Source organism: Brucella pseudogrignonensis (assembly GCF_002252525.1).
Classification (GTDB): Bacteria; Pseudomonadota; Alphaproteobacteria; order Rhizobiales; family Rhizobiaceae; genus Brucella; species Brucella pseudogrignonensis.
In genome coordinates, this window is the sequence record NZ_NNRM01000017.1 from 159,872 (window position 1) to 185,520 (window position 25,649).

The following is a 25,649-nucleotide window of genomic DNA, read 5'->3' on the forward strand; positions in this document are numbered from 1 at the left end:
AAGCTGATCTATAAGCCCGCCACGGATCGGCGGCCCTAGGCATTATGGCTGCCCTAGAGGTTTTGTGCCCGACGGTTAAATCCAGTGGGCTGCTGACAGAAAAAAGAGAGGCATTTATGGCCAATACTCCTTCGGCCAAGAAGGCAGTGCGCAAGATCGCTGCCCGCACCGAAATCAACAAGTCCCGTCGTTCGCGCGTTCGCACCTTCCTCCGCAAGGTTGAAGACGCTCTCCTGAGCGGCGACAAGGAAGCAGCATCGGTTGCATTCAAGGCTGCTGAGCCTGAACTGATGCGCGCTGCTTCAAAGGGTGTCGTTCACAAGAATACCGCTGCTCGTAAGGTTTCGCGCCTTGCTGCACGCGTTAAGGCTCTGAACGCCTAATACTACCTATTTATAAAATTAGGTTTCGAAACCCGGCTCATTGTTAGCCGGGTTTTCTTTTTTGGAACTTTTTTAAAGAAACGTACCCTCGAAACTATGAGTATGTTTTTTTAGCAATATTTCATATCAGGCAGATAGTTTTAGAACTAATCGAAAGATATATGCGGCGAATTCCTCATTATTTTCAAAAGCTTGTGCGTGTTTATCCACAGTTATCCACAGCCCCTGCGGAGGACTCGGAAGCCCCTCTGAGTCAAGCCACTTTTTGAAAAATTATTTTGTCGGAGAACATATCGTGCCCGTCTAAAAAAACCGTCAATCAAAACGCATTGAATCCAAAGGCGTTATTGCTCTCTCGACCGATTCTCTGCTTGAGGGCACAGGGCATGCAAGTCTTTCTTGAAGAAAAAACTGCAGATCTTAGGCTTGCTCTTTGCCGTAAGGCTTCGTTAAAGTCAGAGCCATAAGAGGGGTGGGCCGATGGCCCGGAGTTAGCATTAAATAGGATGTCTTATTGGCGTGGGCAGCTTTGTCCGCGAGTGCTGAATTCTGGTCTTAAGGTCCTGTTCTTATTAAGTTTGTCTCTTTTGGTGATTGCTTACCATTCATTAACCGGAATGCTGTTTTTGGCGCATCTTCGCAATTGAATGGTTGTGGCAAATTCCGATCCGGGCAATCAGCCTTGAGCAAGGATTTGATGAGTCGTAACGAGTAGCTCAACAGGAGTTATCTGGGTGTTTGTCCGCAGCAGTTGTTCGATTGCGGACGGTTTGAGTTTGTGTGCGGTTCTTAGAAAGAACCAGTGTGAATTGAGTACCAGCTGGGTTTCCGGTTCCCCAAACCGGACACGATGCAGGAAATAACGACAAGCGCTGTAAAACTAGCGCGTAGGAATGTGAAGGCAGGCGAGACGATGGCAATGATGACTGGTAAGTCGACGGCAATGATGGGTGATGATGCGCATGCGAACCGTATCCATGGATCTTCTGCTACTGGAAAAGAAAACAGCCTCGTGGTGAGTGCTGAAAGCAACGTCGGCGAAGACGTTTTCGAGCGTCTGACTGCAAAGCTCAAGGCACGCGTCGGCAGCGAGATTTATTCAAGCTGGTTTGGTCGCCTCAAGCTCGATGACCTCTCCAAAAGCGTTGTTCGTCTGTCGGTTCCGACCGCATTCCTCCGCTCTTGGATCAACAATCATTATTCTGAACTGCTGACCGAGCTTTGGCAGGAAGAAAATCCGCAGATTCTCAAAGTTGAAGTCGTTGTGCGCGGCGTGAGCAGAGTCGTTCGTACTGCAGCACCAGCAGCGGATACGAATGACGCGATTGAAGCAAAACTGTCTGTCGCTCCCCGCGAGAAGATGGCTTTCCCTGTAGGCCAGCCAAGTGCTGAAAAGCGCGGTTCCGCAGTTGTTGCAGAATCGGTTGCCGCTTCCGGTGCCGTTCTCGGCTCACCGCTCGACCCACGTTATACTTTTGATTCTTTCATTGATGGCGCATCCAACCGTGTAGCTCTTGCTGCCGCCCGCACCATCGCAGAAGCAGGTTCTAGCGCTGTTCGCTTCAACCCGCTTTTCATCCATGCATCTGTCGGTCTTGGTAAGACTCACCTTCTGCAGGCAATTGCCGCAGCAGCGCTGCAGCGTCAGGAAAAGGCCCGAGTCGTTTATCTGACCGCTGAATATTTCATGTGGCGCTTTGCAACTGCGATTCGTGACAACAATGCTCTTTCCTTCAAGGAACAGCTTCGTGATATCGACCTGCTCGTCATCGATGACATGCAGTTCCTGCAGGGCAAGTCGATCCAGCATGAATTCTGTCATCTGCTCAACACGCTGCTCGATAGCGCCAAGCAGGTTGTTGTTGCCGCCGACCGTGCACCTTCGGAACTGGAATCGCTTGATGTTCGCGTGCGCTCGCGTCTTCAGGGCGGTGTCGCTCTGGAAGTTGTTGCACCAGACTACGAAATGCGCGTCGAGATGCTGCGCCGCCGTCTGACGGCTGCTCAGGTCGAAGATCCAAGCCTCAATATCGATGACGATATCCTCGCTCATGTCGCCCGTACGGTCACTGGATCGGGTCGCGAACTGGAAGGTGCATTCAACCAGCTTCTGTTCCGTCAGTCGTTCGAGCCTAATCTCTCGATTGATCGCGTTGACGAACTGCTTGGCCATCTGACACGCGTAGGCGAACCAAAGCGCATCCGCATTGAAGAAATTCAGCGCATCGTTGCTCGTCACTACAATGTGTCGAAGCAAGACCTGCTTTCCAATCGCCGCACGCGTACCATCGTGAAGCCACGTCAGGTTGCAATGTATCTTGCCAAGATGCTGACGCCACGTTCGCTGCCGGAAATCGGTCGTCGGTTTGGTGGTCGCGACCACACGACGGTTCTTCATGCGGTTCGCAAGATCGAAGATCTGGTCGGTGCTGACACCAAGCTGGCGCAAGAACTTGAGCTTCTCAAGCGTCTGATCAACGATCAGGCAGCCTGATCGACAGAAATTAGTTAAAAAGCCCGCGCCGTGTCGATTTGCGACGTGGCGCGGGCTTGCTTTTCGTCTCAAAAATCTGCCACTTTAGCAAACCTTCGGGCGCCACAAGCGCCTTACTGATAGGGGCGTCTGCCCGTTGCGCGGTTGCCCAGTCCTAGAGAGCGAGTGCGTTTCAATATGCGTGTAACCCTGGAACGGTCGAACCTTCTTAAATCCCTCAATCATGTGCATCGCGTTGTCGAACGCCGCAACACGATTCCTATCCTGTCGAACGTGCTTTTGCAGGCAGAGGGCGCAAGCCTCGCGCTGAAGGCCACCGACCTTGATCTTGAGGTCAATGAAGCAACCGCAGCCATGGTCGAGCAGGCTGGTGCCACCACGGTTCCGGCACATCTTCTTTATGATATCGTGCGCAAGCTGCCGGATGGCGCTGAAGTGATGCTGTCCACCAATCCGGATGGCGGCTCGATTTCGGTGATTTCCGGAAAATCCTCTTTCCGTCTGCAGTCGCTGCCACAGTCCGATTTTCCGGAACTGACTGCCGGCGCTTTCACCCATTCATTCCGCATCGATGCACAGGCTCTGAAACGCCTGATTGATCGCACCCAGTTTGCGATCTCGACGGAAGAAACCCGTTATTACCTCAACGGCATTTATTTCCACGCCATTGAAAGCGATGGTGCTTTGAAGTTGCGTGCTGTTGCAACTGATGGCCATCGTCTGGCACGCGCTGAACTCGAAGCCCCTTCTGGCACTGAAGGTATGCCGGGCATCATTATTCCGCGCAAGACGGTCGCTGAACTCCAGAAGCTCGTTGATGCTCCGGATACGGTTGTTTCGGTTGAACTTTCTGACGCAAAAATCCGCTTCACTGTTGGCTCGGTGGTTCTGACCTCCAAGCTCATCGATGGTACATTCCCGGATTACCAGCGCGTGATCCCTTCGGGCAATGACAAGAAGCTCACCATCAGCCGTCAGGAATTTGCTGCTTCTGTTGATCGTGTTTCCACGATTTCCAGTGAGCGCGGCCGTGCGGTCAAGCTTTCGATCGCTGATGGTCAGTTGACGCTGACGGTCAACAATCCCGATTCGGGAAGTGCGACCGATGAACTGGCAGCCGATTACGATGCTGATCCGATCGATATCGGTTTCAACTCGAAATATCTGCTCGACATCACGAGCCAGCTTTCCGGTTCCGATGCCGTCTTCATGCTGGCTGATGCCGGTTCTCCTACGCTGGTGCGCGATACCGGCGATGAAGATGTGCTCTATGTTCTGATGCCTATGCGCGTCTAGGATTTGAAAACCGACCGTGAGCATTTCTGAACCCATTATAAGCCGTCCGGATCGAGTCTCGGTCCGGCGGCTTAAACTTTCTGATTTCCGCAACTACACGGAACTCACGCTTCCGCTTGGTCCCGGCCATGTGGTGCTGACAGGTGAAAACGGTTCAGGAAAAACCAATCTCATTGAAGCCGTTTCCTTTCTGTCGCCGGGCAGGGGGCTGCGCCGTGCTTCCTATGATGACGTGGCTCGTACCAGCGGCCGCGATGGCTTTGCCATTCATGCTTCGCTTGATTGTATGATCTACGGTGATGCTGAAATCGGCACCGGCACAGCGGGCGGTGGTGAAGGCGGCCGCAAAGTTCGCATCAATAGCAATGCTGCGTCCGGTGACGAACTTCTCGATTATGCGCGCATTCTCTGGGTGGTGCCGTCGATGGACGGTCTATTTACCGGTGGCGCTTCAGACAGGCGGCGCTTTCTTGACCGCATGGTGCTGGCAATCGATACCAGCCACGGCAAGCGCGTGCTGGATTATGAGAAGGCCATGCGCTCGCGCAATCGGCTGCTGAGCGAGGGTAACAGCGACAATCAGTGGCTCGATGCGATTGAAAGCCAGATGGCTGAGCTTGGCATTGCCATAGCGGCGGCCCGCTCAGAGGCCATGCGGCTGATCGCTGCGATGATTGAACGCCTGCCTGCCGAAGGTCCTTTTCCCAAGGCAGACTGCTTTCTTGAAGGAACGCTTGAGCAGCGCATTGGTCTCGAAGCAGCGCTTGATCTTGAAGAAGATTTTCGTCGTACAATGCGAGACGGTCGTGCGCGGGATCGCGCTGCAGGGCGCACGCTTGAAGGTCCACATCGCACGGATCTGATTGTGCAGCATCGGCCAAAATCCATGCCCGCTGCCCTTTGTTCCACCGGCGAGCAGAAGGCACTGCTGATCGGGCTTATTCTGGCTCATGCAAGGCTGACGGGCGAGCTTTCGGGCATGGCACCGATTTTGTTGCTTGATGAAATCGCGGCCCATCTCGATACCGGACGCCGCGCGGCTTTATTTGGTATTCTCGATGATCTTGGCGGACAGGCTTTCATGACCGGCACCGACCGTTCACTGTTTGAAGCTCTTGAAGGGGATGCGCAGTTTTTCAATGTTGCTGCGGGCGAACTCACCAGACTTTGAGACAAAATATCCGCTGACAGATGGCCTTAACGGGCCTATGTTTATGCATCATGAACGCACCATCAAAGCCCTTTTCATCCGAAGAATTAGAGCGCTATGCGCGCCATATTGTGCTGCCGGAAATCGGCGGGCCTGGACAGCAGCAGCTGAAAGCTGCCCGTGTGCTCGTGGTGGGAGCTGGCGGACTCGGTGCGCCGGTTCTGCAATATCTGGCCGCAGCTGGTATCGGAACACTTGGCCTTGTCGATGACGATACGGTGTCGTTGTCGAACCTGCAGAGACAGGTAATCCACGACACTGAGAGCGTTGGTCAGAGCAAGGTTGCAAGTGCGACGGCTTCGATTGCTCGTATCAATCCGCATGTGAAGGTCGAAGGCCACGCATTGCGCCTCAACAGTGAAAATGCACAAGCCCTGATCAGCCAATATGATGTTGTTGTTGATGGTTCTGATAACTTTACGACACGTTATGCACTCGCAGATGCAAGCGCTTTGGCAGAGCGACCACTGGTCTCAGGTGCAATGGGGCGCTTTGACGGCACGGTCACTGTGCTTATGCCTTATGCAAAGGGCGCAGATGGAGCGCTTAATCCTTCCTATCGTGATCTGTTTCCGGATATGCCGCCGCCGGGTGCCGTGCCGACCTGTGCTGAGGCAGGAGTTCTCGGTGTATTGCCGGGCGTGATCGGCAGTTTGCAGGCCATGGAAGTCATAAAGCTCATAACGGGCATTGGCGAACCGCTGGTCGGAAGGCTCCTGCTTTACAACGCATTGAACGTGCGTTTTGAAACCATCCGATACAAGGCACGCAAACCCAAATGACGGAATTTCGCATGACATCCATCGACGCGGATTTTGGTCACTGGGACGAACTTTTGAAGCTCATTCAGGACAGTTTCGCTTACATGGATGGCATAATCGATCCGCCATCGTCTGCGCATCATCTGACGATAAAGGCTCTTCAAGGAAAGGCAGTCGTCGAAACCGGCTTTGCAGTGTTCATCGGTGATGCTTTGGCTGGTTGTGTGTTCATCGCTGAGAAAGAAAATCATTTTTATCTCGGCAAGCTTGCTGTCGCACCTGCCTTTGAAGGCCGGGGTATTGCACGTCAGCTCATGGCAAAGGCCGAGCAGCAGGCAGTCACGCGCGGCAAACCTGTAATGGAACTGCAAGTGCGTATCGAGCTTCAACGCAATCACATTGTTTTCGGTAGGCTCGGCTATCGCAAAGTAGCCGAGACATGCCATCCCGGCTTTACAAGAACGACATCGATAACCATGCGTAAGGAGATCTCGCGTGGCACTGACATTAACCCGTGAAGAGCAGTCGATAGCTGCCGGGGAACAGGGACAAGGGGCTGCGATGGCCATGCGCATCGTAGCCGAAACAGCGCGTTTGATGGGGGCATCGCGCCTCATCCCGATCGCGTCTGCACATATTGATGGTGCGCTCTATCACGGCGATAGCGGTACGCTGTTCGCTGAACGACTGGTTGATGGCGGTGCCAGAACCAAAGTGCGCGCCACCCTTAATGTGGGATCCATTGATCTCACCGGCTGTTCCCGCAATTTGTTGCCGCAACATGAGGCCGACATGGCCAGACGCATGATGCGGGCTTATATCAAGCTCGGATGCGAGCCGACATGGACCTGCGCGCCTTATCAGGCCGGACATCGTCCCGCAAAGGGAACAGACGTTGCATGGGGCGAGTCGAACGCCGTCGTATTCTGCAATTCCGTGCTTGGTGCCAGGACAAACCGCTACGGCGATTTTCTGGATATAGCTTGCGCTATTGCCGGACGCGCACCTGATTATGGTCTCCATCGAAACGAGAATCGTCGAGCGACGGTTATTCTCAATATTTCCGCAATTAATCCTGCTTTCCTTCAATCAGAGGTCGCTTGGCCGATTCTTGGCAATCTGTTTGGCCGGAGCGTTGGCACAAATATCGGTGTTGTGGCTGGTGCGGGAATGCGTCCGGATGAAGATGCGCTGAAGGCCTTTGGAGCTGCGGCAGCCTCGGTGGGGTCTGTTGGCCTCTTCCACGTGGCAGGTGTGACTCCCGAAGCTCTCGACCTTGAAACAGCCCTGCAGCATCAAAAGCCAGACGGCATCATTCATGTGACACAGGAAATGATCCAAGCCACCCGCAAAGGTCTGTCGACGGTCGATCATGCGGATTCAATTGATGCGGTAGCGATTGGCAGCCCACATCTGTCGATCACTGAATTTGACAGGCTCGAGCGTGCAATCGCGGGTCGGAAGCTTGTCGTGCCGCTTTATGCCTGCACCGGGCGACATGCCCTTGTTGAGCTGGAAAAGAACGGACGCAGAGCGCTGCTTGAAAAGGCAGGCGTTGTCATCGTAGCGGATACTTGTGTCGTGGTGACGCCTATCATGCCAACAAAGGATGATGCGGTTCTGATGACCAATTCCGGCAAGTTCGCGCATTATGCGCCGGGTAATACCGGCTATGACGTGCTGTATGGTTCACTTGAGGAATGCGTTGAAAGTGCTGTCGCTGGTCGACCTATATTTGTGAGGCAGGCCGCATGATTACCTCCAATTATATGTCATCGGTTCTGGTCGCGGGGAAGGCAACAGAAGCTCAGGCACTGGTTTTGTCGGCTCCTATCAGCTTCTGGGGCGGAGTTGACCCCAAAACCGGACGGATTGCCGATGTCCGCCATCCGGAACACGGGCAGAGTATTTCGGGCTATGTGTTGTGTTTACCGGGAACGATCGGCTCGTCATCAGCCGCAGCAGTGCTGCTGGAGCTGGTTCATGCCGGTTTGGCACCGGCCGCAATCATATTGCATGAACCCGATGCGATCCTGCTTCTCGGGCTTATTGTTGCACGCGAGATGGGACATGATGTGCCAATTGCAGTCGAGTTTGACCGGGAGAAACAAAAGAAACTCGCCGGCCATCGGGTGAAGGTCGGCGAGAATGGGAATATTTCGATCAGCGCCTAATATTGCGTGGCGCGGTCAACCACGTTTTCGAGCGTTCCGTCGCGTTCAAACGCTTCGATCTGGCGGATAATCTGCGGAACAATTGCAGTTGCCGAGGAGCTTGCAGCCGCATGTGGCGTGATCGTTACCCTCGGATGCGTCCAGAGCGGGCTATCATTGGGCAGCGGTTCCTGGTTGAACACATCGAGCGTGACTGCCGAAAGCAGGCCACGATCAAGAGCTGCAAGAATATCAGCTTCGTTCTGCAAGCCACCACGACCTGCGTTGATTAGCACAGGCGCGCCCAGCGGGCCGTCGCTTTTCAATTGCGCAAACATCGTCATGGACAGAATGCCCTTGGTGTTCGGCGTCAAAGGTAGAAGACAGACGAAGATATCGGCAGTCTTGAGGAAGCGTGTAAAGCCTTCCTTGCCGTTGAAGGTCCGAACGCCGTCGATCTCCTGCGGACGGCGACTCCATCCGGTAACATTGAAACCAATCGCTTTGAGCTTTTCTGCTGCATCACGGCCCAAGACACCCAGCCCCATAATGCCGACAGTCACTTCATGGGCTGCTGGCTGGCGCGGGTCTTCGTGCCAGACGCGATTCTTCTGCTGCTTGCGATAGCTTGCGCCAAGGCGATGATGGTCAAGCACCTGCCAGACCACATACTCGGTCATGCGCATGGTGAGATCATCTGAAATGACCCGTACCAATGGTACGTCCGGAATATGCGGATCATGAAAGACATGATCGACGCCAGCCCCCAGTGAGAATATCACTTTGAGATTTGGAAGATTGGTCAGCGAACCGGGCTTTTGCTTCCAGACAAGCGCGTATTCGATGCTTGGATCATTTTCTGTACGTTCTGTCACGACATTGCGTTCAGGCGCATGGGCCTTGAAGCTATCGATCCAGATGGCCGGGTCCCAATTGGTCACGGAGAGTAAGATATTGCCGCTTTTGCTCATTGTTTCACTCCTCCCAAAGTGGTTGCCTCCATGTGGAAGGCTGCTGCCATCAGTGCCTTGGTATATTCTGTTTTCGGATTGGCAAAGACTTCCTTCGACGTTCCGTATTCGACTGCCTTGCCATTGCGCATCACCAGCACATCATTGGCCAGTGCCCGCACCACTTTCAGATCGTGGCTTATGAAAAGATAAGCGAGATCATGCTTCTTCTGCAATGCGCGCAAAAGATCCACCACCTGCGCCTGCACGCTCATGTCGAGCGCTGAGGTTGGCTCATCCAGCATTACGAATTTCGGATTGAGTACCATGGCGCGTGCGATGGCAATGCGTTGGCGCTGGCCGCCAGAAAACTCATGCGGGTAACGAAAGCGACTTTCAGGATCAAGGTTCACTTCTTTGAGTGCGGACACAACGCGTTCGTCGCGATCATCAGCGGAAAGCTTCGGCTCATGCACCAGCAGGCCTTCAGCGATAATATCCGCAATGGTCATACGCGGGCTCAATGAGCCGAACGGGTCCTGAAAGACGATCTGCATTTCACGGCGGAGCGGGCGCATATCCTTGAAGCTGAACTTCGCAATATCGCGTCCGTCGAAGCGGATTTCGCCCTTGGATGAGATCATGCGCGACAGGGCCAGCCCAAGCGTCGTCTTGCCGGAACCGGACTCACCCACGACACCCAGCGTCTGTCCCGCGCGCAGTTCCACATCAATGCCATCTACGGCCTTCACATGATCGACTGTCTTACGCAGGAAGCCCTTCTTGATCGGGAACCAGACGCGGACATCCTTGCCTTCCATCACTGTCTTGGCAGAGAGATCGGCCAGTGGTGGCTCGCCCTTTGGCTCTGCGGCAAGCAGATGCTTGGTATATTCGTGTTGCGGATTATCGAAGATTTCCTTGGTCGGCCCAGTCTCGACAATCTTGCCTTTGCTCATCACGCAAACCCGGTCGGCGATTTTGCGAACGATGCCGAGGTCATGGGTGATAAAGAGCATCGACATGCCCTGTGCTTCTTTTAGGTCTGCAAGAAGCTTCAGGATTTGCGCCTGCACCGTGACGTCGAGTGCTGTGGTTGGCTCATCAGCGATCAGCAGCTTTGGCTTGTTGGCAAGCGCCATGGCAATCATCACGCGCTGACGCTGGCCACCCGAAAGCTGATGTGGAAAGGATTGCAAGCGTTTTTCCGGCTCACGGATACCCACTTCTTCCAGCAATTCCAGCGTCCGCTTGCGCGCTGCCTGATCGCTCATGCCCTGATGCATCTTCAGAATTTCACCGATCTGTCGCTCCACCGTATGCAACGGATTAAGCGAGGTCATAGGCTCCTGAAAGATCATGGTGACATCATTGCCACGCACGCGCCGCAACTCAGGCTCGGAAGCCTTCATCAGGTCTTTGCCGTTGAAGAGAATTTCCCCGGATGGGTGGCTTGCAGCCGGATAGGGCAAAAGCTTCAGGATGGAGAGTGCTGAAACGGACTTGCCGGAACCAGACTCACCAACCAGTGCAATTGTTTCACCTTCGGCGATATCGAAGGAAACGCGGTCGACGGAAATGCGTTCTTCACCATTCTGGCGGAAGGCGACGGAAAGATCGCGGACGGAAAGCAAAGGCTTATTCATCGACCCACTCATTGAAATGCCTTTCGTGGATCAAATGCGTCACGGGTAGCCTCGCCGATGAAGATCAACAGCGACAGCATGACCGAGATAACCACAAAGCCTGTAATGCCAAGCCATGGGGCTTGAAGATTGTTCTTGCCCTGCGCAAGCAATTCGCCAAGCGAGGCCGAGCCTGGCGGCAAACCGAAGCCAAGGAAGTCGAGCGCTGTCAGCGTCGTGATCGAACCATTGAGAATGAACGGCAGGAAGGTAAGCGTTGCGACCATCGCGTTGGGCAAAAGATGTCGCCACATGATTGTGCCATTCTTCACGCCGAGTGCACGGGCTGCATTCACATATTCAAAGTTTCTGGCACGCAGGAATTCAGCACGCACCACGCCAACAAAGGCGACCCATGAAAACAGCAACATAATGCCCAGCAATACCCAGAATCCGGGCGGTAGTATCGCAGCGATAATCAGCAGCAGATAAAGCACCGGAATCGAAGACCAGATTTCGATCACGCGCTGGAAGATAAGATCGACCCAACCGCCGAAATAGCCCTGCACAGCACCAGCTGTCACGCCGATGATGGCGGAGAAGAAGGTGAGGATCAGACCGAACATCACCGAGATGCGGAAGCCATAAAGCGCGCGGGCAAAGACATCGCGTGCCTGATCATCAGTGCCGAACCAGTTCCAATTGCCGACGATGCAGTTCGGGTCGTTGATACCGTCCGGGTAACGCTGGCAACGCTGTTCTGCCGTATAAAGCCATGTAGGCTTTGAAGGTGCTGCTTCTGGAATCTCGTTGTTGACGGTGTTGTAGGAATACCGAACGGGTGGCCAGATTGCCCAGCCATTATTCTTGATTTCATCCTGAATAACCGGGTCGCGGTAATCGGTGACGGCGTAAAAGCCTCCGAATTTTTCTTCCGGATAATCGACAAAAACCGGCGTGAGCAGCTCGCCTTTGTAGGAAACGAGGATCGGGCGGTCGTTAGCGATAAACTCGGAACAGATCGCTGCCACAAGAAGCACGAGGAAAATCCACAGCGACCAGTAACCGCGCTTGTTGGCTTTGAAATTCTGCCAGCGACGACGATTGAGCGGTGAAAGAAACGGGCGCTTTACCGGCTTGGCTTGAGGGGAAAAAGTGGCGTCTGTCATCACACGTCCCTCCGGTCAAAGTCGATGCGCGGATCAATCCATGTGTACATAAGATCAGACAAAAGCCCGACCAAAAGCCCGATCAGCGAGAAAATAAACAGGCTGGCAAACACTACCGGATAATCGCGGTTGATGATCGACTGATAGCCAAGAAGCCCCAGACCATCGAGCGAGAAGATCGTTTCGATCAGCAGTGAGCCAGTGAAGAATGCCGAGATGAAGGCGCCCGGAAAACCAGCAATTACGATCAGCATGGCATTGCGGAACACGTGGCGGTAAAGCACCTGATGTTCGGTCAGTCCCTTGGCGCGCGCCGTGGTCACATATTGTTTGCGGATTTCTTCCAGAAACGAGTTCTTGGTCAGAAGCGTTGTGGTGGCAAAGGCCGACAGGACCAGAGCTGTTACGGGCAGAACCATGTGCCAGAGATAATCGCCGATCTTTCCCCATATCGACATTTGCGCAAAGTCAGGCGAGGTGAGGCCACGGAGTGGGAACCAGTCAAAAAACGAACCACCGGCAAAAAGCACGATCAGCAGGATGGCGAACAGGAAGCTCGGAATAGCATAGCCTACAATGATGATGGCGCTGGTCCATGTGTCGAAGCGGGTGCCTTCTTTGATCGCCTTGCGAATGCCAAGCGGGATCGAGATCAGATAGGACAGGAAGGTGAGCCACAGTCCGAGCGAGATGGAAACCGGCATTTTCTCTTTGATGAGGTCGATCACGCTGATGTCGCGGAAATAGCTGCGACCAAAATCGAAGCGCATATAGTTCCAGAGCATCTGTCCGAAGCGCTCAAGGGGCGGCTTATCGAAGCCGAACTGCTTTTCAAGGTCGGCAATGAACTGTGGGTCGAGCCCCTGCGCACCGCGATATTTCGAGTTGGATGAACCACTGTCTAGGTTATTCTGGCCAAAATCGCTGCCACCGCCCGAAAGACGGTCAAGTGCATCGCCGCCCTGACCGGAAAGCTGTGCAATCACGCGCTCAACAGGTCCGCCGGGAGCAAACTGAACAACGGCGAAGGATATGGCCATGATGCCGAGAATGGTCGGGATCATCAAAAGCAGGCGGCGTAAAATATAAGCGCCCATCAGCCTTCGCGGCTCCGGAAATTCAGGTTGCTCTTATGGCTTGCCAACAGCTTTTGCCCTTTTGTTTTTCAAGATCATGATCTTGCCCGAAAACGGGTCCCCTTTTTGGGGTTATGTTTTAATCCACCAAAGCGTCTCAACCGGGAAGCCATAATCGGGCTTTGGCTCCTTGAAACCAAAACGGTCCCAATAGGCCGCCAAGTGATTCGCTACAGTCCAATTTGGAATCCACTCGCGCCGGATACGCAAGTACCGATCAAGCACCCGGATCGTTGCGACTAGTTCGTCGCGCGTGGAAACCTTGCCCACATCCTCGATCAATGCGTCGATAATGGGATCAGACGTGCCCGGAAAGTTATAAGTGCCCGGTGTTTTTGCCGATTCTGATCCGAACATGCTCGCTAGCGAATCCTTGGTTGGCGTCGCGCTGAACTGGATCGCCATGCCGACCATATCGAAATCAAAATTCTGCAACCTTGCCTGATACTGGCTGGCATCGACCAATCGTTGGCTCGCATCAATGCCAATTGCCCGCAGCTTCTGTACAAAGGGATTGTAAATGCGTCCAAAGGCATCTGAGTTGCTGAGAATTTCCAGCGAGAATTTCGTCCCGCTCTTGTCATGGAACTGACCGTTCTTGCGTTCAAAACCTGCCTGCTGCATCAGATCAACGGCACGCGAGAAAAGTTTGCGATCTCGTCCGGTGCCGTCGGAAACCGGCATGACCGGAACTTCCGCAAAAATCTCCTGCGGAAGCTTGTCACGGTAGCGTTCAAGGATCTTCAACTCGTCTGATCCCGGCGCTCCCGTCGCCTCGAAATCCGAGCCGTTGAAGCATGATTGCGAGCGCTCATAGGTATTGTAGAACAGGTTTGCGTTGGTCCATTCGAAGTCAAAGCAAAGATTGATGGCTTCACGTATGAGCGGATCGCGGAAACGTTCGCGGCGCTGGTTGAGCGCCCATGCCTGCATCAGTGGACGCTTCTCTCTCGGGAACGTGCGCTTGATCACTTTCTTCTGCTGAACGGCAGGGAAGTCATAGGTCGTCGCCCAGTTCTTTGCGACATTCTCTTCGCGAAAGTCTATGGCACCTTTCTTGAAGGCTTCAAACTCCGGCTGGCGATCCTGATAGAACTCAATCCGAATGCGATCAAAATTGCTGGTGCCGCGCCTTACGGGCAAATCTTTCGCCCAATAATCCTCTACACGCTCATATTCGATTGCCTGCCCAGCAGACACTTTTCCGACCCGGTAAGCGCCAGATCCAAGAACGGCCTCCATGCTGGCCGAATCAAACTCGCGATCCTTGAACCAGTTTGCAGAAAGGATAGGGAGTTCAAGAGAATCAAGAATTGCCTGCGGATTTCGACCTTCTGCAAGGCGCAAACGCACCTGATATGTTCCGACCGCATCCATTTTTTCAATAGCCGCCAGCGATTGTCGAAGGAGGGGATGCCCCTTTTCCTTGATCGTTATATAGCTGAAGACCACGTCTTTTGCTTCAACGGTTGAGCCGTCGTGAAAGCGTGCTTCTTTACGAAGATCAAACAGGAAAGACCGGCGGTCTTCAGACAGAGTTACGCTCTTCGCCAGCAGACCATACATGGAATCAGGTTCATCGAGTGCTGAGGCCATCAGACTGTCGAAAGTGAGTTCCATGCGCGGCGGCGCATCGCCTTTAAACGTCAGAGTGTTGAGCGTGTTGAAGGTCTGTGTGTTCTGGTTCCAGAACCATGTGTTCGGTGCCAGCGTGAATGTTCCGCCCTTTGGCGCATCGGGGTTCACATAGTCGAAATGCGTAAAATCTGCCGGATATTTGAGTTCGCCAAAAGCCGATAATCCATGCAACGCTTTTTGGGTTGGCAATTTGGCAAAGGCCATTTCTGGAAGCCAGGCCGCAATAGCGGCACTGCCTGAAAGACCTAGAAAATGGCGACGGTCCATAAGTAGGATGGTCATTTTCGCCGTCCTTATTCAGTGCCAGTCTTGATCTTGGTTTCCTTCGCAGGGTCTATCCACCAGGAAAATGGGTCAATCCCCATATATTCAGGCTGCTCTTCCGGCATACTGAATTTGTTCCAGTAGGCCACGTTGATGTGGTCGGAATACCATTGCGGAATGACGTAATAATTCCACAGCAATGCGCGGTCGAGGGCATGAGATGCAGCGACCAACTCCTCGCGGTCCTTCGCATAAATGATACGGTCGATCAGTTTGTCGATGGCCGGATTTTTAATGCCCGCATAGTTGCGGCTACCTTTGAAGTCCGCGGCTTTCGAACCCCACATATCGCGCTGCTCGTTGCCTGGCGAGGCGGTCTGTGCGGTGACGGAGGTGATTACGTCGTAATCAAAGTCATTAACGCGGGCTTGATATTGCGCGGTATCGACGATGCGGACCGTCGCGTTAATACCGATCTTGCGCAGGCTTGCTGCAAACGGATTATAGATGCGTTCATCCGTTGGGTCTTTACCCAGAAATTCAATCGTGAACTGATTGCTGTTGGCATCAACAAGCTTGTTGCCCTGCAATTTCCAGCCAGCTTCGCCAAAAAGCTGCAACGCCTTGCGCAGATTATCGCGTGTTGCCTGTGGCGTATCGTAAACCGGCAGCCTGAACTCTTCGGTTAGAGCCTCGGCTGGTAGCGCGTCCTTTACGGTTTCAAGAATTGCCGTTTCTTCCGGCGTTGGCGCTCCGCTCAGCTGCAGTTCGTTACCAGCAAAATAGCTGTTGATGCGTGTGTACTGATTGAAGAACAGAAGGCGGTTCATCGATTCAAAATCGAAAGCATAGGTCAGTGCTTCACGTACTTTCGGGTCTTTGAACTTATCCTTGCGGGTATTCAGAAAATACCCCTGCATTCGACCGACCGCATTGAACGGGAATGATTTTTTTACAACATCGCCACGTTGCACCGCCGGGAAATTATACTGCTCGGCCCAACGCTGTGCGCGATTCTCATTGCGGTAATCGTACTGACCGCCCTTCTTGAAGGCTTCCCATGTCGCATCTTCGTTGAAGTAATATTCGTAGCGCACTTCATCGAAATTGTTGCGTCCGACATTTACAGGCAAGTCTTTGCCCCAATAATCGGCTACACGTTCCCAGATGATGGAGCGGCCGGGCACGACACTCTTGATCTTGTAAGCGGCGGAGCCGAGCGGAATTTCCAATGTGGGGCGGCTGATATCGCGCTGCTTGCCCTGCGCATCTTTACCTTCCCACCAATGCTTTGGCAGAATGGCAAGCTGACCAACAATCTGTGGCAACTCGCGATTGCCGGTCTGCGAGAAGGTGAATTTCACCTCATGGTCACCGGTCTTTTCGGCTTTTTCCACATCGCTATAATATTTGTTGTAAAGCGGCGACTGCTTCTTGAGGATATCGAAAGACCAGATGATGTCATCGACAGTGATCGGTTCACCATCATGCCATTTGGCGTTGGGATTGAGTTTGAACTTCACCCAGGAAAAATCATCGGGATACTGCAAAGCCTCGGCAATCAGCGGATACTGTGTCGATCCTTGATCCAGCGAGTCCGTCATCAGTGTATCGTAAAGCATTCCGCCGCCAAAATCGGCGAGTCCTGCTGCGGGCACGCCCTGAACCACAAACGGATTGAGGCTATCAAATGTGCCGACTGCCACTTGATTGAGTGAGCCGCCTTTCGGCGCATCAGGGTTCACATAGTCGTAGTGTTTGAAGTCTGCCTGATATTTGGGCTCGCCGATAAGGCTGGAAGCATATCTCCATTGAGGCTCGGCATCCGTGGCATGACCAAACGATACCGTGCTCGCCAGCATGGCTACTGCGAACGCTCCCGCCCAAAAACCTCTCATCCAGCATCTCCGTTTCTGCTTCGGATATTTTGGGAGCGATTTTTATGGGTTTTTGCGGAGGAAGAAAGGCACAAGTTGAAAAAACATGCAGGCAATAAAAAAGCCGGGTCGAAACCCGGCTTTTTCTCGATATTTCAATCAGCTTAGTTCGCTGGCGCAGGCTGTGCCGGCGCAGGTGCTTCACCGCCGCCCGCTGGAGCCTGTTCTGCAGGCTTTTCAGCTTCACCTGCAGGCGCCGCGCCTTCAGGTTTTGCTTCGCCACCTTCCGCAGGCGCTGCATCGGCTGTCGGAAGCGGGGCAGGATTGTCGGAAAGCGTGCGGAGATAAGCAATCAGATCGGCGCGCTCATTGTCCTTCTTATCGCCAGCAAAGCCCATGGCTGTGCCCTTGATGAAGCCCTTTGGCGAGGTGAGGAACTTGTTGAGATGTTCGTAATCCCACTTGTTGCCAGCAGCACCAAATTCTTTCATCGCAGCCGAATAGCCGAAACCTTCAACAGAGGCAGCTGGACGGTCCAGCACATCCCAAAGATGTGGTCCAACCTTATTGGCGCCACCCTTTTCACCGGTATGACATGCCGCGCAACGCTTGAAGACGGTTTCGCCGCGTGCAGGATCAGCGGATTGCAGCAAAGTTGCAATCGACACTTCTTCCTTGGCAGGTGCAGCTTCACCACCAGTCGAAGCTTCTGCCGCTTCGATTATGAAACCTGGCTTTTCAGGTGCGGGTGCATGAAACAGCGTATCGGACAGAATGCCCGTTGTCATGACAACGAAAACCGTTGCCAGAAAAGCCATGATAAACTTATTAGTCCGGGTTGAATTCATCGCCGGTCAGCGCTCCCTCTACTCAACGCCTCCAAAGCCGGCATGCAGAACCTGTGTAAAAGGCTAGCAAGTCTCTCCCCGGCATTGGGCGGAAACTAGGTCTTTTACAGGGGGGGTGCAACACCTATAAGGGGTGCTACCCCCGTGACTTTTTGACACTTTTGCTGCATTTGCTATGCAGATAAAGGTCGCCAGGAAGCAACATCAGACCTTTTAAGGCTACATTAAACACCAAGAGGCGATCATGCTTCAGACATTGAAAACACTAACACTCATTCCGGCGCGAATGGCCTCCACACGCCTGCCAAACAAGCCTCTCGCCGACATTTGCGGCAAGCCGATGATCGTGCATGTGGCCGACCGTGCTGCGGCAGCCAAGCTCGGTCGTACTGTCGTGGCGACTGACAGCGAAGAGATTTTTGCAGCCGTTCAGGCACATGGTCATGAGGTCATTATGACGCGCAGCGATCATGAGTCGGGCTCGGATCGCATTTATGAGGCGCTGCAGAAAGTCGATCCGAATGGCGAGATGGAGGCGATCGTCAATGTGCAAGGTGATTTGCCGACGATCGACCCTGAAACAATCCGCCGTGCATTATTGCCGCTGGTCGATGGACCTGCCGATATCGCAACGCTTGGCGTCGAGATCACCGTGGATGAAGAAAAGATCAATCCCAATGTGGTCAAGATCGTTGGTTCGCCGATGAATGGTGGCGAACGCCTGCGCGCGCTCTACTTCACGCGCGCTACTGCCCCTTATGGTGATGGCCCGCTTTATCATCACATCGGTCTTTATGCATATCGCCGTGCGGCGCTGGAGCGTTTTGTGAAGATCGGTCCTTCGCCGCTCGAAAAGCGCGAAAAACTTGAGCAATTGCGCGCACTTGAAGATGGTATGCGCATTGAAGCCGAGATTGTCCGGACCGTTCCGCTTGGCGTTGATACGCAAGCTGATCTTGACCGGGCACGGGAAATTATCGCAAAGGGTTTGTGATAAGTGAGTTTCGATTGTTGCGAAACATTTCAGAAAGTACGGACACGATGAAGACCAACCGGATTTCCTTTCAGGGTGAAGCGGGCGCCAATTCCGATACGGCTTGCCGCAACATGTTTCCCGATATGGAGCCTTTGCCGTGCCCGACTTTTGAGGATGCCTTTAATGCGGTCGAAAGCGGTGTTGCGGATCTTGCCATGATCCCAATCGAAAACACGCTCGCAGGCCGCGTTGCCGATATTCACTATTTGCTGCCGCTTGCTGATATGCATATCGTTGGTGAATATTTCCTGCCGATCCACTTCCAGCTTATGGTGCTTCCGGGCGTCAAGCGCGAAGAAATCAAGACTGTTCACAGCCATATTCATGCGCTTGGTCAGTGCCGCAATGTCATTCGTAGCAATGGCTGGAAGCCAGTGATTGCAGGCGATACTGCGGGCGCTGCACGCCTCGTTGCCGACATGAAAGATCGCTCAATGGCGGCGCTTGCGCCAAGTCTTGCGGCTGAGCTCTACGGTCTTGATATTCTCGAGGAGAATGTTGAGGATTCGGAAGACAACGTGACCCGCTTCGTCGTTCTGTCCAAGAACAAAAAATGGGAGCCACGTCCAGAAAACGGCGAGCGCATTGTCACAACTTTTGTCTTCCGTGTTCGCAACGTGCCAGCCGCGCTTTATAAGGCGCTCGGTGGCTTTGCTACTAACGGCATCAACATGACCAAGCTGGAAAGCTATCAGATCGGTGGCCGTTTCATTGCGACTCAGTTCTATGCTGATGTCGAAGGCCATCCGGAAGACCAGAACCTTCAGCTCGCATTGGAAGAACTGCGCTTCTTCACCAAGGAAGTGCGCATTCTCGGCGTCTATAAGGGGGCTGATACGCGCGGCACGCAGTTGTTGGCGGCTGAATAGTTAACTACTCGCCCAGGCTTTGATCAGGTGGGTTGCGATGGCACCGGATGCCGGTACACGCAGCCCATTTTCATGTTTACCTGCAAGCATGGCACGCACTTCCACCTTGTCGAACCAGCGACCATCTTCCAGTTCCGAACGATCAATAGTGAAGTCGTCAGACAGTACTTCGGCATGGCAGCCGATCATCAGTGAATAGGGGAATGGCCATGGCTGGCTCGCATGATAGGCGACGCGGCCGATTTTGAGCCCCATTTCCTCAAAGCTCTCACGGCGCACAGCAGCTTCGATTGTCTCGCCATGCTCGATAAAGCCAGCAAGGCAGGAGTAAGACCCTGCGGTAAAATGTGGGCTGCGCGCGAGAATACATTTCTCACCGCGAACAGGCAGCATGATAGCCACGGGATCAGTGCGCGGAAAATGCTCGGCACCGCAATTCGGGCAGACACGTTTGCCACCACCTGCACGCATTTCGCTTTTTGTGCCACAACGCCCGCAAAAACGGTGGTTGCTGTGCCATGCGGTCAGTGCTGCGGCTTGTGCCAAAGCACCGACGATATCTGCAGGTACGAGCCCTTCCATGTAGATGCTGCGATAGTCCTGCGCCCGAAACGGCTCTGCAAGAGCATCCGGATCGAGCGGTGCCATGAGTGCCACAATCGGTGCGCCATCTTGAAGTCCCAGCAGTACCGGCTCATTGAGATCAGGCGAAAATGCCTGTGCTTGTTCCAGTGAGAACAGGGCGCGGGGCGCGTTTTCTTGCGTATAATCAAGAAGAAGCTTATTGCCGCCTAAAACCATCACTCGGGTTTCAGGCAACTCCAGCGCTGTAAAAGCGGAATCGTCCTGTCGTTTTTCGGAAAGGCGGTCAATGCGGTTGCCTGCAAAGCCGACAAGACGGCTCGGTTCTGTCTCCGGCAGGTCGTAAAGGCGAAAAGCCATGATGTTCTCGGGAAAATGTTTGGGAGGGAATCAGAGTGCTTCGCGGATTTCTTCAATCAGCTTTTGTGCGTCAGCATCGCTATAGGGTTCGCGGGTGCCGTGCCCCCAGACAGGGCCTGGCCAGCCGGCATCGCCTTCATTGCGCGCAATGACATGGATGTGCAGCTGGCGTACGATATTGCCAAGCGCGCCGCTATTGATTTTCTCGCAATTGGTCAGTTTCTTGATCGCCTGCGCAACAATGCCGGTTTCAAAGGTCAGCATGGTCTGATCAAGCGGCGTCATGTCGTGTATTTCGCTCAAAGAGCCACGGCGCGGAACGAGGATAAGCCATGTCCAGCGCTTGTCATTCATGAGCCGCAGCTCGCAAAGGCCGAGCGGGACCACTGAAAAAGTGTCGGCGGAAAGCCGTTTATCGAGTTCAAACTGTTCCATAATAGAATTCTTATCAGTTTTTTCGTCTCTGCGCTTGTTTTTTGCGCCATGCCCTTCTTGCTTTTTGCTTCATAATTGACGATATGCAGCGTGGGAGGTTGGTGGTGGACGAGCCACTCGCCAACCGGGTCAGGTCCGGAAGGAAGCAGCCCCAACGAGCACGGCACGGGTCATCGTGCCAGCCTCCCACCTTTCTAAAACGATCATGGCTGTTGATGGTTGATAAGCCATCGCCAAAGCTACTTTCGTCTCTGGTCCAAACTGTTTAGAGTTTGTTGATCGGAACAAGCGAACAGAGAGCGGAAGGGTCGCAATGGACACAAAATCCGAAACTGGCGCTTATCGCGTTCTCGCCCGCAAGTATCGCCCCCAGAATTTCAATGATCTGATCGGCCAGGAGCCGATGGTCCGCACGCTGAAAAACGCGTTCGAGACTGGTCGTATCGCGCAGGCGTGGATGCTGACTGGTGTTCGCGGTGTGGGCAAAACCACAACTGCGCGTATTCTGGCGCGCGCGCTTAATTACAAGACTGATTCTGTCGATCAGCCGACGATTGATCTCTCCGTAATGGGTGAGCATTGTCAGGCGATCATGGAAGGCCGCCATGTCGATGTCATCGAGATGGATGCGGCTTCGCATACAGGTATCGATGATATTCGCGAAATCATCGAACAGGTGCGCTATCGCCCTGTTTCGGCACGCTACAAAGTCTATATCATCGACGAAGTGCACATGCTGTCCAATCAGGCCTTCAACGGCTTGTTGAAGACGCTTGAAGAGCCGCCGCCGCATGTGAAATTCATCTTCGCCACCACCGAAATCCGCAAGGTTCCGATCACGGTTCTATCGCGCTGTCAGCGTTTTGATCTGCGTCGCATCGAATCGGGTACGCTGGCTGCACATCTGAAGCGCATTGCAGAAGCAGAAGCAATCGAAGTCGATGACACATCGCTTGCGATGATTGCGCGCGCGGGTGAGGGGTCGGCACGCGATTCGCTCTCCATTTTCGATCAGGCCATCGCGCATGGCGCAGGTCATGTTTCGGCGGAAGCCGTGCGTTCAATGCTCGGTCTTGCAGACCGCGCGCGCATTATCGATCTCTTTGAGATGATCATGCGTGGGGACGTTGCTGGTGCTTTGACCGAATTTCGTGCGCAATATGATGTCGGAGCCGACCCATCGGTCGTGCTGACGGATCTTGCCGATTTCAATCATCTGGTGACACGTCTGCGCTTTACGCCGGATGTGGCGGAAGATGTATCGCTCTCGGAAGATGAGCGCGTTCGCGGTCGCGATTTTTCGCAGAAGCTGTCGGTGCGCGTGCTGTCTCGGACATGGCAAATGCTGCTTAAGGGCATTGCCGAAGTCGATACGGCAACGCGGCCTGTGCAGGCCGCAGAAATGCTGCTGATCCGTCTGGCCCATGCCGCTGATCTGCCAACGCTTGATGAAGCACTGCGTGGGCTTGAAAACGGTTCTGCTTCGGTTCCGCGTCCGCAATCTCCAAGCGGCGCAAGGCCAAATGGCGGTTCGCAGCCAGAAGCGCGCGGCAGTGTTGATGCGGTTTCCGCCTCAACCATGATGCCTGCATCGGGTGGTCCTGCAACAGCCATGCGTCTGGTGGAAACACAGCCGCAGCCGGTTCAACCGCCCGCACCACAGCAGTTTGTCGATAGCACACCACAGCCTTCGGTTCAGATCAACAGCCTCAATGATATCGTTGCACTGGCTGATAAGTTTCGCGACATGCAGTTCAAGATTCTGGTCAAGAACTGCGTGCGCCTGTCCTCCATCGCTGCCGGAAGGCTTGAGATTGGTCTGACCGACGATGCACCGAAATCGCTGCCGAGCGATATTTCGCAGCGCCTGCACAACTGGACCGGCATTCGCTGGGTCGTGACAGTTGCGCGTGACGTTTCGGGGCAAACGGTTGCGGAAGCTGAAACCGAGCGTCGCGATAACCTCGTGACCGATGCGCGCGCTGATCCCGATGTTGCTGCAATTCTTGCAGCTTTTCCGGGCGCAAAGATAACAGATGTCCGCATTGCCGTTGCAGAACAGGGCGATGATGACGATATAGACCTTGATACGGTTGAAGACGTGCCCGGCGCGCCTTCTGACGATGATTGAATTTTAGAGCGCATCCCGAAAAGTGCGAAGCGGTTTTCGGAGTGAGATGCGCGTTCAAAAAATGATGGAGTGAACCCATGCGTGACATGATGGGCATGATGAAACAGGCAAAGGAACTGCAGGCCAAGATGAAGGCCATGCAGGACGAGATTGCCAATCTTGAAGCGACCGCTTCTTCCGGTGGCGGTCTGGTTACAGTCACGCTTTCGGGCAAGGGCACTTTGTCGGCTCTTCGCATCGATCCTTCGCTTGCCAAGGAAGACGAGGTCGAAATCCTCGAAGACCTGATCATTGCAGCTCATAATGATGCCAAGGCGAAGCTCGAAGCTGAAATGGCTGAAAAGACCCAGTCGCTCACCGCCGGTCTGCCAATTCCTCCGGGCTTCAAGCTGCCGTTTTAAGGCAGTAAGTGAATAAGGCAGTAGGGCAGTAAGTTTTATTTGCTCAAAGCCCTGCTGCCTGCATTTTCCCTATTGCCTTACTCCCCTATTGCCTTACTGCCTTAAATCATGTCCAAACGTATAGCTGGTCCCGAGATTGAACGTCTGATCCAACTTCTGGCCCGTGTGCCGGGATTGGGGCCGCGTTCTGCGCGTCGTGCGGCGTTGCACTTGATCAAGAAAAAAGAGGCGCTTCTGGTGCCGCTTGGCGGTGCCATGCAAGAGGCAGCTGAAAAAGTCCGCATCTGCTCATGTTGCGGTAATGTTGATACTTCTGACCCCTGCACCATTTGCACTGATGCTCGTCGTGATCCGACAACGCTGATCGTCGTGGAAGATGTGTCCGACCTCTGGGCGCTTGAACGCGCGGGCACCATGAATGTGCGCTATCATGTGCTGGGCGGTCGCCTTTCGCCTCTGGATGGCATTGGCCCGGATGATCTCAACATCAAAGGGCTGGTCGAGCGCGTTGCAACGGGTGACATCAAGGAAGTGATTCTCGCAGTGAATGCCACAGTCGAAGGCCAGACGACAGCGCATTACATCACCGATCAGCTGATGAATTTTGAAGTCCGTGTAACACGGCTTGCGCATGGCGTTCCTGTTGGCGGTGAGCTTGATTACCTCGATGAAGGAACGCTTGCGGCTGCATTGCGAGCGCGAACGACACTTTAATCTTCAATTATTCTGTTTTGGGAGACGTGTATGAAGGCTGCATTCTGGAAGCGAGGCCTGACCACGGCTCTTTGTGTGGCTGCGTCCCTATCTGCAGCGCCTTCTTTTGCAGCTCCCTCTAAAGCGCAGGTTGAGAGCCAGTATCGCAACTGGATCGAAAAAGACCTCTGGCCCGAAGCAAAGGCGGCAGGTGTTTCACGCCCTGTTTTTGAGCAGGCTTTTGCAGGTGTTACGATCAACTGGAAGCTGCCTGATCTTGTCATTCCGGGCGAAAAGCCAACAACGCCGAAAGAGCAGAAACAGGCGGAGTTCGGCGCGCCGGGCAAATATTTCAATGCCAAAACGATTGGTTCTGTCACAAGCGGCGGCAAAGCGCGGCTTGGTCAGAATGCAAGCCTGCTTAAAAGCATTGAGCAGCAATATGGCGTGCCGGGCCGCATCGTTGTGGCAATCTGGGGGCGCGAATCGGGCTTTGGCACGGTCAAAATTCCGTACAATGCCTTTGAAGTACTAGGCACCAAGGCCTTCATGGCAACGCGCAAGGAAATGTTCCGCAAAGAGCTGATTGCAGCACTCCAGATCACCTCACGCGGCTACATCTCCAATGGTTCGATGAAAAGCTCGTGGGCGGGTGCGCTGGGTCAGCCGCAATTCATGCCGACATCCTATCTCAAACATGCTGTTGATTTTGATGGTGATGGCAAGCGAGACATCTGGAATTCGGTGCCCGATACGCTTGGCTCCATCGCCAATTATCTAAAAATCCATGGCTGGCAGGCCGGACGTGACTGGGGCTATGAAGTCAATGTGCCTCAGAATATTTCGTGTTCTCTGGAAGGGCCAGACCAGGGTAAGACATTTGCCGAATGGGCAAAGCTTGGTATCTCCCGCACCAACGGCAAGGCGTTTCCGGCCAATGAAATGCGCGGCGAGGGCTTTCTGCTCATGCCCGCTGGTCGTTATGGACCGGCCTTTATCGTGACGCCGAATTTCTACGTCATCAAAGATTACAATATGAGCGATCTCTATGCGCTCTTCATCGGTCATGTTGGCGACCGTATTGCCTATGGCGCGGGTGATTTCCAGACGCAATGGGGCAATGTCGGCACCATGTATCGCTCCGACATTCTGGCGATGCAGAAGCGTATGCAGGCGCAGGGTTACGATGTTGGTAAGGCCGATGGTCTTCCGGGCTTCAAAACCCGTCGTTCGATTGGTCTTTGGCAGTCAAAGAATGGGCTGGCACCAACCTGCTTTACCCAGCCTGAACTGGTTAAATCCATTCGCTAAAGTGAATTGCCGGGAGCCAAAGCTCCC

The 25,649-nt window shown here is 53.8% G+C and carries 22 protein-coding genes, 1 other RNA gene and 1 pseudogene; 15 read left to right on the plus strand and 9 right to left on the minus strand.

All coding sequences use genetic code 11. The annotated features are described in order from the left end of the window. Positions 1-116: 116 nt before the first annotated feature. The 8 genes from rpsT to CEV34_RS07425 all read left to right on the plus strand — a co-directional run bounded on the left by rpsT (position 117) and on the right by CEV34_RS07425 (position 8,318). A complete protein-coding gene (gene rpsT / locus CEV34_RS07390) occupies positions 117-383 on the plus strand; it encodes a 30S ribosomal protein S20 (protein WP_007872888.1) in 267 nt (88 codons plus the stop codon). 919 nt (positions 384-1,302) lie between these two features. Further along, on the plus strand, positions 1,303-2,877 hold the full coding sequence (gene dnaA / locus CEV34_RS07395) for a chromosomal replication initiator protein DnaA (RefSeq protein ID WP_007872889.1): 1,575 nt from the start codon (positions 1,303-1,305) through the stop codon (positions 2,875-2,877). 177 nt (positions 2,878-3,054) lie between these two features. Beyond that, positions 3,055-4,173 carry a DNA polymerase III subunit beta gene (dnaN, locus tag CEV34_RS07400; protein ID WP_007872890.1) on the plus strand — a complete coding sequence of 373 codons (1,119 nt, stop codon included), beginning with the start codon at positions 3,055-3,057 and terminating at the stop codon, positions 4,171-4,173. A gap of 16 nt (positions 4,174-4,189) precedes the next feature. Then, positions 4,190-5,344 (plus strand): DNA replication/repair protein RecF, encoded by a 1,155-nt coding sequence (gene recF / locus CEV34_RS07405; protein WP_007872902.1) that lies wholly within the window; start codon positions 4,190-4,192, stop codon positions 5,342-5,344. A gap of 50 nt (positions 5,345-5,394) precedes the next feature. Next, positions 5,395-6,165, plus strand: coding sequence for a molybdopterin-synthase adenylyltransferase MoeB (locus tag CEV34_RS07410; RefSeq protein ID WP_007872913.1), 771 nt, complete (start codon positions 5,395-5,397; stop codon positions 6,163-6,165). Then, a complete protein-coding gene (locus tag CEV34_RS07415) occupies positions 6,162-6,662 on the plus strand; it encodes a GNAT family N-acetyltransferase (RefSeq protein ID WP_007872917.1) in 501 nt (166 codons plus the stop codon). The genes CEV34_RS07410 and CEV34_RS07415 overlap by 4 nt, the downstream gene beginning before the upstream one ends. Further along, positions 6,640-7,899, plus strand: coding sequence for an aconitase X (locus tag CEV34_RS07420; RefSeq protein ID WP_179253475.1), 1,260 nt, complete (start codon positions 6,640-6,642; stop codon positions 7,897-7,899). The genes CEV34_RS07415 and CEV34_RS07420 overlap by 23 nt, the downstream gene beginning before the upstream one ends. Then, on the plus strand, positions 7,896-8,318 hold the full coding sequence (locus CEV34_RS07425) for an aconitase X swivel domain-containing protein (protein ID WP_007872923.1): 423 nt from the start codon (positions 7,896-7,898) through the stop codon (positions 8,316-8,318). The genes CEV34_RS07420 and CEV34_RS07425 overlap by 4 nt, the downstream gene beginning before the upstream one ends. On the opposite strand, the gene CEV34_RS07430 is transcribed toward CEV34_RS07425, so the two are convergent. The 7 genes from CEV34_RS07430 to CEV34_RS07460 form a co-directional block, all read right to left on the minus strand. Beyond that, positions 8,315-9,268, minus strand: a complete 954-nt coding sequence (locus CEV34_RS07430) for a 2-hydroxyacid dehydrogenase (RefSeq protein ID WP_007872925.1) — start codon at positions 9,266-9,268, stop codon at positions 8,315-8,317. The two genes, CEV34_RS07425 and CEV34_RS07430, sit on opposite strands and share 4 nt — an antisense overlap. Further along, positions 9,265-10,893, minus strand: coding sequence for an ABC transporter ATP-binding protein (locus CEV34_RS07435; RefSeq protein ID WP_007872927.1), 1,629 nt, complete (start codon positions 10,891-10,893; stop codon positions 9,265-9,267). The genes CEV34_RS07430 and CEV34_RS07435 overlap by 4 nt, the downstream gene beginning before the upstream one ends. Positions 10,894-10,901: 8 nt before the next feature. After that, a complete protein-coding gene (locus CEV34_RS07440; protein WP_007872929.1) occupies positions 10,902-12,041 on the minus strand; it encodes an ABC transporter permease in 1,140 nt (379 codons plus the stop codon). Then, positions 12,041-13,138 carry a microcin C ABC transporter permease YejB gene (locus CEV34_RS07445; protein WP_007872932.1) on the minus strand — a complete coding sequence of 366 codons (1,098 nt, stop codon included), beginning with the start codon at positions 13,136-13,138 and terminating at the stop codon, positions 12,041-12,043. Before CEV34_RS07445 ends, CEV34_RS07440 begins: the two co-directional genes overlap by 1 nt. Before the next feature lie 111 nt (positions 13,139-13,249). Then, positions 13,250-15,097 (minus strand): extracellular solute-binding protein, encoded by a 1,848-nt coding sequence (locus CEV34_RS07450; RefSeq protein ID WP_094543497.1) that lies wholly within the window; start codon positions 15,095-15,097, stop codon positions 13,250-13,252. An 11-nt stretch (positions 15,098-15,108) separates the two neighbouring features. Next, the gene (locus CEV34_RS07455) at positions 15,109-16,977 is read right to left on the minus strand and encodes an extracellular solute-binding protein (protein ID WP_007872938.1); all 1,869 of its coding nucleotides are present in this window, start codon (positions 16,975-16,977) and stop codon (positions 15,109-15,111) included. 143 nt (positions 16,978-17,120) lie between these two features. Continuing rightward, a complete protein-coding gene (locus tag CEV34_RS07460) occupies positions 17,121-17,804 on the minus strand; it encodes a c-type cytochrome (protein ID WP_007872941.1) in 684 nt (227 codons plus the stop codon). 244 nt (positions 17,805-18,048) lie between these two features. On the opposite strand from CEV34_RS07460, the gene CEV34_RS07465 reads away from it, so the two are divergent. Together CEV34_RS07465 and CEV34_RS07470 are read left to right on the plus strand one after the other, a co-directional pair. After that, positions 18,049-18,798, plus strand: coding sequence for a 3-deoxy-manno-octulosonate cytidylyltransferase (locus CEV34_RS07465; RefSeq protein WP_007872944.1), 750 nt, complete (start codon positions 18,049-18,051; stop codon positions 18,796-18,798). A 47-nt stretch (positions 18,799-18,845) separates the two neighbouring features. After that, positions 18,846-19,709 (plus strand): prephenate dehydratase, encoded by an 864-nt coding sequence (locus CEV34_RS07470; protein WP_007872946.1) that lies wholly within the window; start codon positions 18,846-18,848, stop codon positions 19,707-19,709. Here CEV34_RS07470 and nudC read toward each other — a convergent pair whose 3' ends face one another. Together nudC and CEV34_RS07480 are read right to left on the minus strand one after the other, a co-directional pair. Then, a complete protein-coding gene (gene nudC / locus CEV34_RS07475; RefSeq protein ID WP_007872948.1) occupies positions 19,710-20,651 on the minus strand; it encodes an NAD(+) diphosphatase in 942 nt (313 codons plus the stop codon). Between the two features lie 30 nt (positions 20,652-20,681). Beyond that, positions 20,682-21,086, minus strand: coding sequence for an HIT domain-containing protein (locus CEV34_RS07480; protein ID WP_007872950.1), 405 nt, complete (start codon positions 21,084-21,086; stop codon positions 20,682-20,684). A gap of 93 nt (positions 21,087-21,179) precedes the next feature. Between CEV34_RS07480 and ffs the strand changes: the two genes are divergently transcribed. The 5 genes and pseudogenes from ffs to CEV34_RS07505 all read left to right on the plus strand — a co-directional run bounded on the left by ffs (position 21,180) and on the right by CEV34_RS07505 (position 25,622). Beyond that, positions 21,180-21,276: signal recognition particle sRNA small type (ffs, locus tag CEV34_RS07485), an RNA gene on the plus strand. Positions 21,277-21,378: 102 nt separating this feature from the next. Continuing rightward, a pseudogene (locus CEV34_RS07490) lies at positions 21,379-23,217 on the plus strand (DNA polymerase III subunit gamma/tau); the annotation flags it as partial. A 77-nt stretch (positions 23,218-23,294) separates the two neighbouring features. Next, complete coding sequence (locus CEV34_RS07495) at positions 23,295-23,618, plus strand: YbaB/EbfC family nucleoid-associated protein (protein WP_007872953.1); 324 nt, start codon at positions 23,295-23,297, stop codon at positions 23,616-23,618. A 108-nt stretch (positions 23,619-23,726) separates the two neighbouring features. Further along, positions 23,727-24,332 carry a recombination mediator RecR gene (gene recR, locus CEV34_RS07500; RefSeq protein WP_007872956.1) on the plus strand — a complete coding sequence of 202 codons (606 nt, stop codon included), beginning with the start codon at positions 23,727-23,729 and terminating at the stop codon, positions 24,330-24,332. A 30-nt stretch (positions 24,333-24,362) separates the two neighbouring features. Beyond that, positions 24,363-25,622, plus strand: coding sequence for a lytic murein transglycosylase (locus CEV34_RS07505; protein ID WP_007872959.1), 1,260 nt, complete (start codon positions 24,363-24,365; stop codon positions 25,620-25,622). Positions 25,623-25,649 lie beyond the last annotated feature (27 nt).